The sequence below is a fragment of the uncultured Piscinibacter sp. genome (assembly GCF_937952055.1).
GTDB lineage: Bacteria > Pseudomonadota > Gammaproteobacteria > Burkholderiales > Burkholderiaceae_C > Piscinibacter.
Genome location: NZ_CALFYO010000020.1, coordinates 483781 through 499032 on the forward strand (window position 1 = coordinate 483781; position 15252 = coordinate 499032).

At 66.2% G+C, this 15252-nt stretch carries 17 protein-coding genes; 7 read left to right on the forward strand and 10 right to left on the reverse strand.

The features are described from left to right. The 3 genes from Q0599_RS13130 to Q0599_RS13140 form a co-directional block, all read right to left on the reverse strand. Positions 1 to 1245: an HlyD family efflux transporter periplasmic adaptor subunit gene (locus tag Q0599_RS13130; RefSeq protein ID WP_298830073.1), complete on the reverse strand. Its 1245-nt coding sequence runs from the start codon at positions 1243 to 1245 to the stop codon at positions 1 to 3. A gap of 40 nt (positions 1246 to 1285) precedes the next feature. Next, positions 1286 to 1456, reverse strand: coding sequence for a hypothetical protein (locus Q0599_RS13135; protein ID WP_298830075.1), 171 nt, complete (start codon positions 1454 to 1456; stop codon positions 1286 to 1288). Between the two features lie 151 nt (positions 1457 to 1607). Then, entirely contained in the window at positions 1608 to 2321 is a 714-nt protein-coding gene (locus tag Q0599_RS13140; protein ID WP_298830077.1) for an autoinducer binding domain-containing protein, read from the reverse strand. A gap of 148 nt (positions 2322 to 2469) precedes the next feature. Between Q0599_RS13140 and Q0599_RS13145 the strand changes: the two genes are divergently transcribed. The 7 genes from Q0599_RS13145 (at position 2470) to Q0599_RS13175 (ending at position 9865) form a co-directional block, all read left to right on the forward strand. Next, a complete protein-coding gene (locus Q0599_RS13145; protein ID WP_298830079.1) occupies positions 2470 to 2844 on the forward strand; it encodes a hypothetical protein in 375 nt (124 codons plus the stop codon). Positions 2845 to 3052: 208 nt separating this feature from the next. Then, complete coding sequence (locus Q0599_RS13150) at positions 3053 to 3292, forward strand: hypothetical protein (protein WP_298830080.1); 240 nt, start codon at positions 3053 to 3055, stop codon at positions 3290 to 3292. A gap of 54 nt (positions 3293 to 3346) precedes the next feature. Next, positions 3347 to 3979, forward strand: a complete 633-nt coding sequence (locus tag Q0599_RS13155; protein WP_298830082.1) for an ANTAR domain-containing response regulator — start codon at positions 3347 to 3349, stop codon at positions 3977 to 3979. A 225-nt stretch (positions 3980 to 4204) separates the two neighbouring features. Then, entirely contained in the window at positions 4205 to 5521 is a 1317-nt protein-coding gene (locus Q0599_RS13160) for a CmpA/NrtA family ABC transporter substrate-binding protein (RefSeq protein ID WP_298830084.1), read from the forward strand. A 64-nt stretch (positions 5522 to 5585) separates the two neighbouring features. Next, on the forward strand, positions 5586 to 6965 hold the full coding sequence (locus Q0599_RS13165) for a CmpA/NrtA family ABC transporter substrate-binding protein (protein WP_298830085.1): 1380 nt from the start codon (positions 5586 to 5588) through the stop codon (positions 6963 to 6965). A 70-nt stretch (positions 6966 to 7035) separates the two neighbouring features. Continuing rightward, positions 7036 to 8004, forward strand: coding sequence for an ABC transporter permease (locus Q0599_RS13170; protein WP_298830086.1), 969 nt, complete (start codon positions 7036 to 7038; stop codon positions 8002 to 8004). Between the two features lie 13 nt (positions 8005 to 8017). Then, a complete protein-coding gene (locus Q0599_RS13175) occupies positions 8018 to 9865 on the forward strand; it encodes a nitrate ABC transporter ATP-binding protein (RefSeq protein ID WP_298830087.1) in 1848 nt (615 codons plus the stop codon). Positions 9866 to 9995: 130 nt separating this feature from the next. Here the strand turns inward: Q0599_RS13175 and fdx are convergent, their stop codons facing one another. From fdx to Q0599_RS13210, 7 genes are read right to left on the reverse strand one after another with little or no spacing between them, the layout of a single operon-like run. Beyond that, on the reverse strand, positions 9996 to 10334 hold the full coding sequence (gene fdx / locus Q0599_RS13180; RefSeq protein ID WP_298830088.1) for an ISC system 2Fe-2S type ferredoxin: 339 nt from the start codon (positions 10332 to 10334) through the stop codon (positions 9996 to 9998). A 2-nt stretch (positions 10335 to 10336) separates the two neighbouring features. Beyond that, entirely contained in the window at positions 10337 to 12193 is a 1857-nt protein-coding gene (gene hscA, locus Q0599_RS13185; RefSeq protein WP_298830090.1) for a Fe-S protein assembly chaperone HscA, read from the reverse strand. A 4-nt stretch (positions 12194 to 12197) separates the two neighbouring features. Then, the gene (gene hscB, locus Q0599_RS13190) at positions 12198 to 12716 is read right to left on the reverse strand and encodes a Fe-S protein assembly co-chaperone HscB (RefSeq protein WP_298830092.1); all 519 of its coding nucleotides are present in this window, start codon (positions 12714 to 12716) and stop codon (positions 12198 to 12200) included. Beyond that, a complete protein-coding gene (locus Q0599_RS13195) occupies positions 12713 to 13204 on the reverse strand; it encodes a GNAT family N-acetyltransferase (protein WP_298830094.1) in 492 nt (163 codons plus the stop codon). The genes hscB and Q0599_RS13195 overlap by 4 nt, the downstream gene beginning before the upstream one ends. Positions 13205 to 13255: 51 nt before the next feature. Then, positions 13256 to 13579 (reverse strand): iron-sulfur cluster assembly protein IscA, encoded by a 324-nt coding sequence (gene iscA / locus Q0599_RS13200; protein WP_298830095.1) that lies wholly within the window; start codon positions 13577 to 13579, stop codon positions 13256 to 13258. A gap of 11 nt (positions 13580 to 13590) precedes the next feature. Then, complete coding sequence (gene iscU / locus Q0599_RS13205; RefSeq protein WP_298830097.1) at positions 13591 to 13983, reverse strand: Fe-S cluster assembly scaffold IscU; 393 nt, start codon at positions 13981 to 13983, stop codon at positions 13591 to 13593. 21 nt (positions 13984 to 14004) lie between these two features. Beyond that, on the reverse strand, positions 14005 to 15225 hold the full coding sequence (locus tag Q0599_RS13210) for an IscS subfamily cysteine desulfurase (protein WP_298830098.1): 1221 nt from the start codon (positions 15223 to 15225) through the stop codon (positions 14005 to 14007). Positions 15226 to 15252: the final 27 nt, after the last annotated feature.

Here is a 15252-nt window from a genome sequence, read left to right on the forward strand (position 1 = left end):
TCAGACGCGCCGGGCCAGTCCGAGCAGCGGCTCGAACAGCCACTCGAACAGGCGGCGGCGATCGAGGAGCACGTCGGCGTCGAGCTGCATGCCCGGGACTAGCGCCTGATCACGACCGTAGGCGGCCACGGTCTGGCGATCCAGCGTCACGGTGATGCGATACAGCGGCTCCGCCTCGCCCGCCGACTTGGGCAAGGCCATGCCGGCGAGCTCGCTGGCCTGCAGCGGCGAGCGCGAGACTTGCGCCACCTGGCCGACCTGCAGCCCGAACTTCTGGTACGGAAAGGCCTGGTAGCGCAGCAGCACCGGTTGGTCCGGCCGCACGAAACCGACCGCGCTGGACGGCGCGAACAGGTGCGCCTGCAGCCTGGCATCGGCCGGCAGCAGGCTGGCGAGCGCCACGGCCTCGCTGACGGCCTGACCCGGCTGCGCCACCACGCCCGTCACCACGCCGTCCTGCGGCGCGCGAATCTCGACGCGCTGCCGCGAGGCGTTCTCGGCCTGCTGCTGGGCGATCTCGGCGAGATCGCGCTGCAGCTCGCCCTGCACCACCTGCGTCTGCAGCGGCAGTTCGCGCCGGCGTGCGAGCAGCTGCTCGATCTCGCGTTGCTGCGCGGCGCGCTGCCGCTGCAGCGACTGCGCCTGCGCGCGCAGCCCGAGGATCTCCTCGTGCTTTGCCTGCACCTGGGCCGACGAAATGAAGTTGTCGGCGCGCAGCGACTCCAGACGGTCCAGCGCCTGTGCCGCCAGCGCGAGGCGCTGCTCGTGCAGCCGAGCCTCGGCATCGATCTGCGCCAGCTCGCCGCGCATCGTTTCGACTTGGCGCTCGATGGCGGAGGCGCGCTCGCGCTCCAGCTCGGCCTGCTGGCGCGCGGCGTCCTGCAGGCTGCGCTCGCGTGCCGTCAAGGTCTCCCGCACAGTGCCGGAGACGTTGGCCGCATCGACCGAAAGGACGTAGAGCAGGTCGCCGCGGCGAACGGCGGCACCCTCCGTGATGCGGCTTTCAAGCACCGTGGCACGCTGCGGTGCCACGAGCCGGATCACGCCGCGGTCGGGCACCAGGAAACCGGTCACACGCGCCTTGCGCGTGTACTCGCCCAGCCAGAGATACGAAGCCACCAGCACCGACGTGCCCACTGCGAGCGCGGTGAGCACGTGCAGGGACACTGGCCGCAGCAACTGGATGTTGCCCAGCCACTGACTCTGGCGGTGCTCGATGACCTCGGGGCGGAACAGGCTGCTCATGGGGACCTGTTGTCGACCCCCCGCGCAAGAGCTCGGCGGATCACCAGTACTTCTTGGGCAGTTCGGTGGTGCCGCCCGCCACGTGACGCAACGCCTGCACGTCGATCTCGACCGGCTTGCCGACCTGTTCCGTTTCGCGCTTGGTCGTCAACGACACCGCGCGCTGGGTCACCGGGGCGTTGTGCGAGGGGGTGCGCTTCTGGGTTTGCATCGGGTGCTCCTGTGCTGAGTCAAGTCGCGCTTTCGTTGCGCGGGATTGATTTCAGCAGCCCGATGAGGCAAACGAAACTGTCAGTTCTTACAGGTCGCCCGTCCGGGCCGTCCCGGCGAAGTCCTCGCAGACTCTCGCACAGCGTTGCGGGTCAGCGGATCAGCCCGAGGCGAAGCGCCTTGAGCACGGCTTGGTGCTTGTTGACGCAGCCCAGTTTGTGCATCGCGTTGTTGACGTGCAGAACCGCCGTGCGCTCGCTGATGCCGAGGATGTTGCCAACCTCCCAGGCGGTCTTGCCATCCATGGTCCAGCGCAGGCTCTCGATCTCGCGAGGCGTCAGCGCGGGTGCGCCGGACTCCTTCGCGGCGGGCAGCATGATGCGCATCGCAGCCTCCTGAGCGTGTACCGCGAAGAGTTGCAGATCCGCCACGATGCGCGTCAGTTCGGACCGGTCGCTGGGCAGCGACTGATCACGGTCGACACCGAGGACAAAATGCCGCCCCTCGGGCATGTGCAGCGCCAGGGCAATGCCGGTGTGGTAGCCGAAGCGCGCCTGTTCGTCCCAGACGTCCGCCTGCCCCACCTTCACGTAGGTGTCGCGGTTCCAGATGATGGGCACGCTCTGCCGCTTGCAATGCTGCATCACGGGGTCGACGCGACCCTGGCTCAGATCCTCGTAGACATCGCGGAAGCTGGCCGGTGCGTTGTCGACGCTGATGAACTCGGGCTCGCCCAGGAAGTGGTCAATGACCGTCGTGGCCGTCACCGTCTCGAAGCCGAGCCGCTTCGCGAAGAGCACGACATGCCCCAGGAACTCCTCGCGGTCCCTTGCTCCCAGCACCGACAGATATCCATCCTGAAGCATGCTCTGCCTGGGCGTCGCCACCCCGGATCCCTTTCAATCGCCCCCGCGTGGTTCCTGCAAGGTCTTACAGATGGCAGGCGAGCGACGACTCGCCACACTCTGCCTCATCGGCTCATCAACGATGGATCTCCATCGCAAGCATTCCACCATGACACCCGCCTGGATCGTCTGCGCATGGCCACCCGTATTGTGGCCGGTGTCCTCCGCTTCCAACCTGCATCTGGTCCATCTCGGCACCCGCGTGCTGCATTATGGAGACGCTGCCTGCCCGTGCAGCGGCCAGACGCTGTGGGCAGGGGCCTCTAATGATCGCTCCGCCGGCGTCGCCTGGGACTGGATCGAAGTCGAGGAAGGCGTGGTCGCCCTGGCCGACCCGTTTGGCCTGGTGACCAACCTGAAACTGCTGGATGCCAGTGGTCAGGCGCTGAGCGACTTCGAAGTCGCAGTGCATCTCAACGGCCTCGTCCATGCCTTGCCCTGGCAATCCGAAGTGCAGCGGGCGCTTCATCACCTCGATGCCTGAGCTGACGGGCGAGTCAGCATCTCGTTACCAAACAGCGTCAGGAAATCCCCGATAGACGGCGACCGGCCCCTTCCCCTGGCCGCGCCGTGCGACTACCCTTTTCATCTTAGCGACAACGAAGTATTGCCGCGTGGTCTTCTCCGTCGTTGGATGCATGAAAGAGTATCGACTATCCGCTTGGCCCGACCTCGACGCGTCTCATGAGCGCATGGCCTATCGCCGCATGCTCAGCGACATGTCTCAGCGCCATGTCACGCTCGCCGAGTTGTGCGCGCACAGCGGTCTGGCGCGGCAGCAGGTCACCGCTTTCCTTGGCATGCTCGCCGGCCGTGGACTGGTGGTCGAACGCGACGTGCCGCGGCTGGCCTTCAGCAGTCCGCTGCGCCCACTCGGAGAATGGCTGCGCCGCAGTCTGCCGGCCCGCAACGGCAACACCCGACGCGGCTGACGGCGGCCGGACCGGGGACCGGTCCCTTGGCGCGAATGTTGCGGTGCGCCTGCCATGCCGCCCCCGCAACCACTTCGCATCGTCATCGTCGCCCCCGAGGCAGCGGACCGCGATCTGTCGGACGCGCTGAGCGAAGGTGAGCTGGAGCGCTCGCGCAGCCTGCGTATCGGCCTGCTGGAGAGCGGCTACAACATCGTCGCCATGTTGCCGGCCGATCCCTTCCTCCCGGAACGGCTGGCGCAGATCGCTCCCGACATGATCATCGTCGATGCCGAGAGCCAGGCTCGGGACACTCTTGAGCATGTGGTCATGGCCACCCGAGACGCACGTCGTCCGATTGTGCTGTTCACCAACGACGAAGACACGAGCGGCGTCGGGGCCGCCATTGCAGCGGGTGTCTCGGCATACGTGGTGGCCGGGCTCGCGCCGGAACGCATTCGTCCGGTCCTGGATGTGGCGCTTGCACGATTCGCCCACGAAGAAGCACTGCGCCGGGAATTGGCCGACGCGCGGACGCAGTTGAGCGAGCGAAAGGTGATCGACAAGGCCAAGGGGATCCTGATTGCGCGACACGCGCTCACCGAAGACCAGGCCTATGCGCGCCTGCGCAAGACCGCGATGGACCGTGGCATGCGCCTGGTCGAGGTGGCGCAGCGCATCATCGACGTCGCCGATCTGCTGATTTGAGCGAACCTGCACCGCGGCGGTGCAGTTCGGCCCCGAGCGCCACGAGATTGGTGCATCGCAGCATCGATTCTGATGAAACCACCGCGCCACCGGCTGGCACGCTGATTGCTCCGACTTCGTCGGAAGGGTCAAAGGCGACCCTCCCGATCACCGCAGCGCCTCGAGGCCGACTCGCTGCGGTGGGACGACGACGTCCTCACGAACTCAGCCCGATGGGCTGAACACGTGCGGACGTTTTTTTTTGCCTGCGATCCTGCCCTCGACCTCGAAGCAGCCTCGACCGACTCGACGCCCATGAGCCAGCCAGATCACGCCACAGCCGATTCGAATGTACGCGCGCCGGCAGACCTGCCCGGGGCGCGTACTGCCGTGCATGTGCAGGGCTCGGACAAGCCCGAGAAGGAGGAAGTGCGCATCGGCTTCATGCCACTGACGGACTGCGCCTCGGTCGTGATGGCCTCGGAGCTCGGATTCGACGCGAAGCACGGCATCAAGATCGTCCCGACGCGCGAAGCCTCGTGGGCAGGCGTGCGAGACAAGCTCGTGAGCGGCGAAATCGACATGGCGCACGCGCTCTACGGTCTGGTCTATGGCGTGCATCTGGGCATCGGCGGGCCGAAGCACGACATGGCGGTACTGATGACCCTGAGCCAGAACGGACAGGGACTGACCCTTTCCAGGGAACTCGCCGCGAAGGGTGCCACAGACGCAACGTCGTTGGCGCGGCTCATGAAGAAGGAAAGGCGCGACTACACCTTCGCACAGACCTTCCCCACCGGCACGCATGCCATGTGGCTGTACTACTGGCTGGCCTCGGCAGGCATCAACCCTTCCACCGACACCAAGGTCGTCACCGTGCCGCCATCCCAGATGGTGGCCCACATGCGCGACGGGCATGTCGATGGCTTCAGTGTCGGCGAACCATGGAACCATCGAGCCGTGATCGACGGCATCGGCGTCACCGCGGCCACCTCACAGGAGGTCTGGAAGAATCACCCTGAAAAGGTTCTGGGCACCACCAGCGAGTTCGTCCGCAAACATCCCAACACCTGCCGCGCCGCGGTGATGGCGGTGCTGGAGGCGAGTCGCTGGATCGAAGCCAGCCCGCAGAACAAGTTGAAGATGGCCGAGACGATCGCCGGCAGGGCCTTCGTCAACACGAGCGTCGAGGCCATCAGTCCGCGCATCCTGGGTCGCTACCAGAACGGGATGGGAAGGTCCTGGGACGATCCCGACAGCCTGAGCTTCTTCTCTGACGGCTCCGTCAACTTCCCGTACCTGTCTGACGGAATGTGGTTCATGACCCAGCACAAGCGCTGGGGGTTGCTCAGGGAGCATCCGGACTACCTCGCGGTGGCTCGGCAGATCAATCGCACCGATCTCTACAGGCAAGCCGCGAGCGCACTGAACATCAGCGCGCCGGCGCAGCCCATGCGCAGCAGCACGCTGATCGACGGCGTGCTGTGGAACGGCACCGAACCGGCCGCTTACGCCGACAGCTTCCGAATCCGATTCGCCGCACCGCAGAGTGCGTTGGCGTAGCGGATCCATGCCGACTCGTCGCCGATCCACCCTTTTCACCGACCACGTCTCGCAGGAGCTCAACATGACCCAATCTTCAAACCCCAACATCCGTCGTCGCCGACTCATTGCCGGATCGGCCGCGCTGGCGGGAAGCAGCCTGCTCGGTTCGACGGCGGCACTCGCTCAGAAGAGGCCACTGCCCGAGAAGGAAGTCCTGAAGTTCGGGTTCATCAAGCTCACGGACTGCGCCCCGCTCGTCATCGCCTACGAAAAGCACTTCTTCGAGGACGAGGGCCTGAACGTCACGCTCGAAGCCCAGGCCAACTGGAAAGTGCTGCTGGACCGCGTGATCGACGGACAGCTCGACGGTGCACACATGCTCGCCGGTCAGCCCCTGGGCGCAACGATCGGGTTCGGTACCAAGGCCGACGTGGTGACCGCCTTCAGCATGGATCTCAACGGCAACGGCATCACGGTGTCGAATGCAGTCTGGCAGGAGATGAAGCCGATGCTCCCGATGGAGGGCGGCAAGGTCAAGCATCCCATCAAGGCCGATGCGCTGAAGAAGGTCGTCGACAAGTGGAAGGCCCAGGGCAAGCCGTTCAAGATGGGCATGGTGTTCCCGGTCTCCACCCACAACTACGAGCTGCGCTACTGGCTCGCCGCCGGGGGGCTGAACCCCGGCTTCTACAGCTCGACGGACATCAGCGGCACCAAAGGTGCCGACGTGCTGCTGTCCGTCACGCCGCCGCCGCAGATGCCCTCCACCATGGAAGCCGGGACCATCAATGGCTATTGCGTGGGCGAGCCCTGGAACCAGCAGGCCGTGGTCAAGGGCCTGGGAGTGCCCGTCATCACCGACTACGAGATCTGGAAGAACAATCCGGAGAAGGTGTTCGGCGTCACACGCGGCTGGGCCGACAAGAACCCGAACACCCATGTCGCCGTGGTGAAGGCACTCATCCGCGCGTGCATGTGGCTCGACGCGAGCATGGCCAATCGGGTCGAGGCGGTGAAGATTCTGGCCCAGCCGAACTATGTGGGCGCGGATGCCGCGGTCATCGGAAACAGCATGACCGGCACCTTCGAGTACGAGAAGGGCGACAAGCGCCCGCTGCCCGACTTCAATGTGTTCTTCCGCTACTTCGCCACCTACCCCTTCTACAGCGACGCCATCTGGTACCTCACGCAGATGCGCCGCTGGGGCCAGATCACCGATGCCAAGCCCGACAGCTGGTACATGGAGACCGCGAAGAAGGTTTACCTGCCTGCGGTCTACATGAAGGCTGCGCAGGCCTTGATTGCGGAAGGCAAGGCGAAAGCCAGCGACTTCCCGGACAAGTCCGACGGCTTCAAGGGGCCGCAGGACGGCTTCATCGACGGCATCGTCTACGACGGCCGCAAGCCCAATGAGTACCTGAACAAATTCAAGATCGGGCTGAAGCAGGCCGACTCGGTCTGAAGCGCCTGCGGACCGCGGCCACTGGGCGCGGTCCGGGCCCACTCACGTCGACATTCGTCAGGACCTGACCATGGAATTCATTCTCAGACGCATCGGCGGCGGACTGCGCCGCGATCCACGCCTTCTCGCGCGCGCGTTGCTCCTGAATGCCGGCGTTCCGCTGGTGGCGATGGTGATCTTCCTCGCCGTGTGGGCCGCTTTGGCGCCCCGCATCCAGACCAGCCTCGGCGCGATTCCGGGGCCGGCCCAGGTGTTCGAGCAGGCCAGGACACTCTGGGACGACCATCTCGGCGAACGGATCAAGCGCCGCGAGTTCTACGAGCGACAGGACAAGCGCAACCAGGAACGTCTGGCCGAGGATCCGAACTACCAGCCTCGACATTTCGAGTGGACCGGCAAGCCGACCTACATCGATCAGATCTTCACGAGTCTGTACACGGTCTTCACCGGCTTTCTGCTGGCCACCATCATCGCCGTCCCCTTGGGCATCCTGGCCGGGTCGTCGAAGATCGTGCAGTCCGCCATCAATCCGATCGTGCAGATCTTCCGGCCGGTTTCGCCGCTGGCTTGGCTTCCGATCGTCACGCTGGTGGTCAGCGCCGTGTACGTCACGAGCGGGCCGCCGATGTTCCAGAAGTCGTTCCTGGTCTCGGCAATCACGGTCACGCTGTGCTCCCTGTGGACCACGCTGATCAACACGGCCGTCGGCGTGACCTCGGTGGACAAGGACCTCGTGAACGTGGGAAAGGTACTGAAGCTGCCGCTCTCCACACGCGTTCGCAAGATCATCCTGCCATCGGCCCTGCCCTTCATCTTCACCGGCATGCGCCTGTCGCTGGGCGTGGGCTGGATGGTGCTGATCGCGGCGGAAATGCTCGCGCAGAACCCCGGACTCGGCAAGTTCGTCTGGGACGAATTCCAGAACGGCAGTTCGGACTCGCTCGGCCGCATCATGGTCGCCGTGTTCACCATCGGAGTGATCGGCTTCGCGCTCGATCGGGCCATGCAAGTTCTCCAGAACCTCTTCGCGCGAAGCTGACGAGGGCCACCCCATGAACACCGCGTTGAAGCTGCCAACACATCCGCCGCAGTCCGGGCGCACGCTGGCGTCGAGTCCGGCGACACCCTCCGCGCCGGCCTTGGCCAGTGCCTCCCTTGAACTGCGCAACGTCAGCAAGAGCTATGGAAGCGGTGCGAGCCGCGTCTGCGTGCTCGAGGGGCTGAACCTGCGCGTCGATCAAGGCGAGTTCGTCGCCATCGTCGGCTTCTCCGGGAGCGGGAAGACCACGCTGGTCAGCCTGCTGGCCGGTCTGATCAGCGCCGACAGCGGCGGCGTCCTGAAGGACGGTCAACCGATCACGGAGCCCGGCCCGGATCGAGGGATCGTGTTCCAGAACTACTCGCTGATGCCATGGCTGAGCGTTCGCCAGAACGTGGCATTGGCGGTCGACCGCGTCTTTGCCCAGGACAGTGCTGCGCAGCGCGCCGAACGCGTCAAGCGGTACGTCGCCATGGTCGGCCTGAGTCCGGCCATCGACAAGATGCCTGCCCAGCTCTCCGGCGGCATGCGCCAGCGGGTGTCGGTGGCTCGCGCCCTGGCCACCGACCCTGACGTGCTGTTGCTCGATGAGCCGCTGTCCGCCCTGGATGCGTTGACGCGCGCCAACCTGCAGGACGAGATCGTCAAGATCTGGAGCGAAGACAGGAAGACGGTGCTGATGATCACCAACGACGTCGATGAGGCGTTGATGGTGGCTGACCGCATCATCCCGCTCGACATCGGGCCGCGCGCCAGGCTGGGCCCCTCTTTCCTGGTCGACGTGGCCAGACCGCGTGATCGCCGAGAGATGAACCACGACCGGCGCTTCCAGGAGCTTCGCGGTGAAATCACGCAGTACCTGATCGGCATGGCGCACCAGCGCCAGGCCATGCAGGGAGCGAAGGTCTTCCAGCTGCCTCAGCTGACACCCAAGGCGAGCTCCGCCGCCCCCACGCGCAGCGTGGCCTCGCTCATGGGCCTTCGGCACGCAGACGTCGTCGAGCGCATCGAGTCGGAGCTTCGTGCCGTGCCAGCCCAGTCGCCGCTGAATCCTGCGGCAGCTGCGGCCAGGTCCGGCGACGACCGCTATGTCGAGTTCTCCCGCCTGGTCAAGGTGTACCCGACGCCGAAAGGCCCGCAGACCGTCGTCGACGGCTTCGACCTGAAGATGCGCAAGGGGGAGTTCATCTCGATCATCGGCCACTCCGGTTGCGGCAAGTCGACCGTTCTGTCGATGGTGGCAGGCCTGACGGGCATCACCGAAGGCGTCATCGTCCTTGACGGACGCGAAGTGATGGATGCCGGTCCGGACCGGGGCCTGGTGTTTCAGGCGCCGAGCCTGGTGCCCTGGTTGAGTGCGCACGACAACGTCATGCTCGGGGTCGAGCGTGTCTTTCCGCACGCCTCGCCCGGCGAACGGGAGGACACGGTGGGCTACTACCTCAACCGCGTCGGGCTCGGCAGTTCGATGGACAAGAAGGCCTCGGAATTGTCCAACGGCATGAAGCAGCGCGTCGGGATCGCACGGGCGTTCGCGCTCAATCCCAAGCTGCTGCTGCTGGACGAGCCCTTCGGCATGCTGGATTCGCTGACGCGATGGGAACTTCAGGAGGTACTGATGGAGGTTTGGTCGCGCAGCCAGGTCACCGCCATCATGGTCACTCACGACGTGGACGAAGCCATCCTCCTGGCCGACCGCGTGGTGATGATGAGCAACGGCCCTCGCGCCAAGATCGGGCGCGTCATGGATGTGCCGCTGCAACGTCCTCGCACTCGCGAGGGGCTTCTCAACCACGCGCGGTACTACGAGCTGCGCGAGGAACTGATCGGCTTCCTGGAGGACTGCGGCCGCCAGCATTGAAATCGCCGGCCTGCCGGCACGCCACTTGCTTGTGAAGCTGTGACGGGTGGCAGAGCACCTGTCGCTGTCTCCTCAGCAGGGCATGTCCCTTTGAAGATGCCTCAGGCCTTCCCGGCCTGGGGCACTTTTTTCAGTGCTTTTCCTTGGCGTGATTGATCGAGTACTTCGGAATCTCGATCGTGACGTCCTTGTTCGACAGGATGGCCTGGCAGGACAGCCGCGAGGTGGGCTCCAGGCCCCAGGCTCGGTCGAGAAGGTCTTCCTCGCTCTCGTCCATCTCGCCCAGCGACTCGAAACCCTCGCGCACCACCACGTGGCAGGTGGTGCATGCGCAACTCATCTCGCAGGCGTGCTCGATCTCGACGTCGTTGTCGAGCATGGCCTCGCACAGCGAAGTACCGGCCGGCGCCGTGATCTCGGCGCCTTCGGGGCAGTAATCGGGGTGCGGCAGGATGCGGATGACGGGCATGCTCAGACTTCCTCGACGCGCTTTCCGGCCAGGGCCTGGCGGATGCCGCGGTTCATGCGTTCGGCGGCGAACGCTTCGGTGCTCTTGGCCAAGGCCTCGACGGCCTCGTCGATGCGGTGGTGGTCGGTGCTCTCGCGGGCGCGTGACACGGCAGCCATCTGCTCGTCGATGGCCCGGCGCGCGGCGGCGTCGAGCAGGTCACCGTCGGCCTGCAGCGCCGCCTGCGTGGCCAGCAGCAGCCGTTCGGCCTCGACGCGCGACTCGCGCAGGCTGCGCTCGCGCATGTCGGCCTCCGCGGTGGAGAAGCTCTCGCTCAGCATGCGCGCGATGTCCTCGTCCGACAAGCCGTAGCTCGGCTTGACGCTGATCGCCGCCTGCACCCCCGAGCCTTCCTCGCGCGCGCTGACGCTCAGCAGGCCGTCGGCATCGACCTGGAAGGTGACGCGGATGCGTGCTGCGCCTGCCACCATCGGTGGAATGCCGCGCAGCTCGAAGCGCGCCAGCGATCGGCAGTCGGAGATCAGCTCGCGCTCGCCTTGCAGCACGTGGATGGCCATCGCGGTCTGGCCATCCTTGAAGGTGGTGAAGTCCTGCGCACGAGCGGTGGGGATGGTGCTGTTGCGCGGGATGATGCGCTCGACCAGGCCGCCCATGGTTTCGAGGCCCAGTGACAGCGGGATCACGTCGAGCAGCAACAGTTCGTCGGCGCCGGCGTTGCCGGCCAGCGCGTTGGCCTGAATGGCGGCGCCGAGCGCCACCACCTCGTCGGGATTGAGATTGGTCAACGGCGTCATGCCGAACAGCTCGCCGACCGCGGCCTGAACGCGCGGCATGCGCGTGGAGCCCCCGACCATCACCACCCCCTTGACCTCGCCCTTGCCGACCTTGGCGTCGCGCAACACCTTGCGCACCGCGACGAGCGTGCGCGCGATCAGCGGCTCGGTCAGGGCGACGAATTCGTCGCGCGTGATGCGCACGTCGAGCTCGCCGGCGGCCAGCGGACAGGCCAGCGTGGCGTGGTCGGCCTGCGAGAGCTTCTCCTTGGCCGCACGTGCGGCGGCAAGGATAGACCGCTTGTCCTCGGGCGTGGTTGCGTCCAGCCCGGCGCGCCGAAGCGCGTGCTCCGCGAGCGCGGCGTCGAAATCATCGCCGCCCAGCGCCGAGTCGCCGCCGGTGGCCACGACCTCGAACACGCCGGCCGACAGGCGCAGCAACGAGATGTCGAAGGTGCCACCACCCAGGTCGTACACGGCGTAGAGGCCTTCGGCGCCATGCTCCAGCCCGTAGGCGATCGCCGCCGCCGTGGGCTCGCTGATCAGCCGCAGGACGTTCAGTCCGGCGAGTTGCGCGGCGTCCTTGGTGGCCTGGCGCTGCGCGTCGTCGAAATAGGCGGGCACCGTGATCACCGCCCCGAACAGCTCGTCGTCGAAACTGTCCTCGGCACGCTGGCGCAACGCGGCGAGGATCTCGGCCGAGACTTCCACCGGCGACTTCTCGCCGTCGACCGTACGGATCTTCAGCATGCCCGGCGCGTCGACGAACTCGTAGGGCAGCTTCTCGCGCCCGGCGATGTCGGCCAGGCCGCGACCCATGAAGCGCTTCACCGAGACGACGGTATTGCGCGGGTCGAGCGCGGCATCGGCCAGCGCCGCCGCACCGATCTGGCGCCGCCCTTGCGGCAGGTAGCGCACGGCGGAAGGCAGGATCACCCGACCGTGCTCGTCGGGCAGGCATTCGGAGACGCCGTGCCGCACCGAGGCCACCAGCGAGTGCGTGGTCCCGAGGTCGATGCCGACAGCAATGCGGCGCTGATGCGGGTCGGGCGTACCGCCGGGTTCGGAGATCTGGAGCAGGGCCATGGCGCTATTGTCCCAGCGCCTCGAGGCGTCGATCGACGTCCAGCGCAAAGCGCTCGACGAACATGAGGGCTCTCACCTGCTCTGCCGCCGAAGCCGCATCTTGCTGTTCGTCCAGCGTGTGCTGCAGTCGCGCGATGGCGTCACGCCGATGTGCGTCCACCTGCTCGGCCAGCGCCTCGACCTCCTCGATGCTGCGCGCCTCGTCGAGGGCTTCGCGCCACTCCATCTGCTGCATCAGGAAGGCGCCGGGCATGGCGGTGTTGTTCTCGGCGTCGATCGGCTGGCCGGACAACCCGCACAGGTAGGCGGCGCGCTTGAGCGGGTCCTTCAGGCGCTGGTAGGCCTCGTTGACGCGCACCGCCCACTGCACCGCGACACGCTGGGCCGACGCGCCTTCCGCGGCGAAGCGGTCGGGATGCACCTCGGCCTGCAGAGTGCGCCAGCGCGCGTCGAGTTCGGCACGGTCCTGCGCGAAGCGTTGCGGCACGCCGAACAGTTCGAAGTCGTTGGCATCCAGCTTCATGCGAGTCTCTTCTCGTAGAACAGGCTGGTACCGTTGTCCTCGTAGCCACCGAAGGGTGCACGTCGCACGTAGCCGCAGCGCTCGTACAGGCGCAGTGCCTCCGGCTGGGCGTCGCCGGTCTCCAGCAGAGCCAGCTCGAGGCCTCGGCGCTTCAGTCCGTCCTCGAGTTCGGCAAGCAGTTGCTCGCCGAGGCGCTGTCCGCGACAGGCCGGTCTCACGTACATGCGCTTGATCTCGCCGTACGGGTGGCCCTGCGTCGCCGCCTCGCCCGGCATCCGCCGCGCCGCGCCGCAGCCGACCGCGCGGCCCGCATGCCGTGCGACGAGGAAACTGACTTCGGGGGCGAGCAGCGCCTCGACGTCGAGGATGTGGTTGTGCTCGGGCGCGTAGAGGCCGCCGAGGTAGACGTCGAGTTCGGCCAACAGCGCGCGCACCTCCGCCTGGTCGGGGCTCTCGGCGCGCAGTGTGAAGACGGTGGCAACGGTCATCGAAAGAAAAAGCGCGGCTCCGGGCCGCGCCTTCGGGTCATCGGCAGTCGGTCAGACGCGGAACGACTCGCCGCAGCCGCAGCGGTCTTTCTCGCGCGGGTTATGGAACTTGAAGCCCTCGTTCAGCCCCTCGCGCACGAAGTCGAGTTCGGTGCCGTCGATGTAGGGCAGGCTCTTCGGGTCGACCAGCACCTTGACGCCATGGCCTTCGAAGACGACGTCCTCGGGCGCGAACTCGTCGGCGTACTCGAGCTTGTAGGCCAGGCCCGAGCAGCCCGTGGTCTTCACGCCCAGGCGCACGCCGACGCCCTTGCCCCGCTTGGCCAGGTAGCGCGTGACATGGCGGGCTGCTGCTTCGGTCAGGGTGACTGCCATGGTCGCTGGGTTCACTGTGTCTGGCCGGTCTTGGCCTTGTAGTCGTTGACCGCCGCCTTGATCGCATCCTCGGCGAGGATGGAGCAGTGGATCTTCACCGGCGGCAGCGCCAGTTCTTCGGCGATCTGGGTGTTCTTGATCGTCAGCGCCTCGTCGAGCGACTTGCCCTTGACCCATTCTGTGACCAGCGAGCTCGACGCGATCGCCGAGCCGCAGCCGTAGGTCTTGAACTTCGCGTCCTCGATCAGGCCGGTGACCGGGTTGACCTTGATCTGCAGCTTCATCACGTCGCCGCAGGCCGGGGCGCCGACCATGCCGGTGCCCACGGTGTCGTCACTCTTCTCAAATGAACCGACGTTGCGCGGATGCTCGTAGTGCTCGATAACCTTCTCGCTGTATGCCATGGTGGTGCTCCAACAACTCGTTCAATGTGCCGTCCACTGGATGGCACTGATGTCCACGCCGTCCTGGTACATCTCCCACAGCGGGGAGAGCTCGCGCAGTTTTGCCACGCGGTCTTTCAGGGTGCTGACCACGTAGTCGATCTCCTCTTCCGTCGTGAACCGGCCGATCGTCATGCGCAGGCTCGAGTGCGCCAGTTCGTCGGAACGCCCCAGTGCGCGCAGCACGTAGCTCGGCTCCAGGCTGGCCGAAGTGCATGCCGATCCCGAGGACACCGCGATGCCCTTGATGCCCATGATCAGCGACTCGCCCTCGACGAAATTGAAGCTCATGTTGACGTTGTGCGGCACGCGCTTCTCGGGGTGGCCGTTGAGGAAGGTCTGCTCGATGTCCTTCAGGCCGTCGAGCAGCCGCTTGCTCAGCATGCGGATGCGTTCGCTCTCCGTGCCCATCTCCTCGCGGGCGATGCGGAAGGCCTCGCCCATGCCGACGATCTGGTGCGTGGGCAGCGTGCCCGAGCGCATGCCGCGCTCGTGGCCACCGCCGTGCATCTGTGCCTCGATGCGCACACGCGGCTTGCGTCGCACGTAGAGCGCGCCGATGCCCTTGGGGCCGTACGTCTTGTGCGAGGCCAGACTCATCAGGTCGACCGGCAGCGTCTTCAGGTCGATCGCGACCTTGCCGGTGGCCTGCGCCGCATCGACGTGGAAGATGATGCCGCGCTCGCGGCAGATCGCGCCGATCGCCGCGATGTCCTGGATCACGCCGATCTCGTTGTTGACGAACATCACCGAGACCAGGATGGTGTCCGGGCGCAGCGCGGCCTTGAACTTCTCCAGGTCGAGCAGGCCGTCTTCCTGCACGTCGAGATAGGTGGCCTCGAAGCCCTGCCGCTCCAGTTCGCGCACCGTGTCGAGCACCGCCTTGTGCTCGGTCTTCACGGTGACGATGTGCTTGCCACGGCCCTTGTAGAACTGTGCCGCGCCCTTCAGCGCGAGGTTGTTCGACTCGGTGGCGCCGGAAGTCCAGACGATCTCGCGCGGGTCCGCGCCGACCAGTTCGGCCACCTGTTCGCGCGCCTTCTCCACCGCTGCCTCCGCCTCCCATCCCCAGGCGTGGCTGCGCGACGCCGGGTTGCCGAAATGCTCGCGCAGCCAGGGGATCATCGCGTCGACGACGCGCTGGTCCACCGGGTTGGTGGCGCCATAGTCCATGTAGATCGGGAAGTGCGGGGTCATTTCCATGGCAGAACGCGAGGCGGAAAGCGAAGG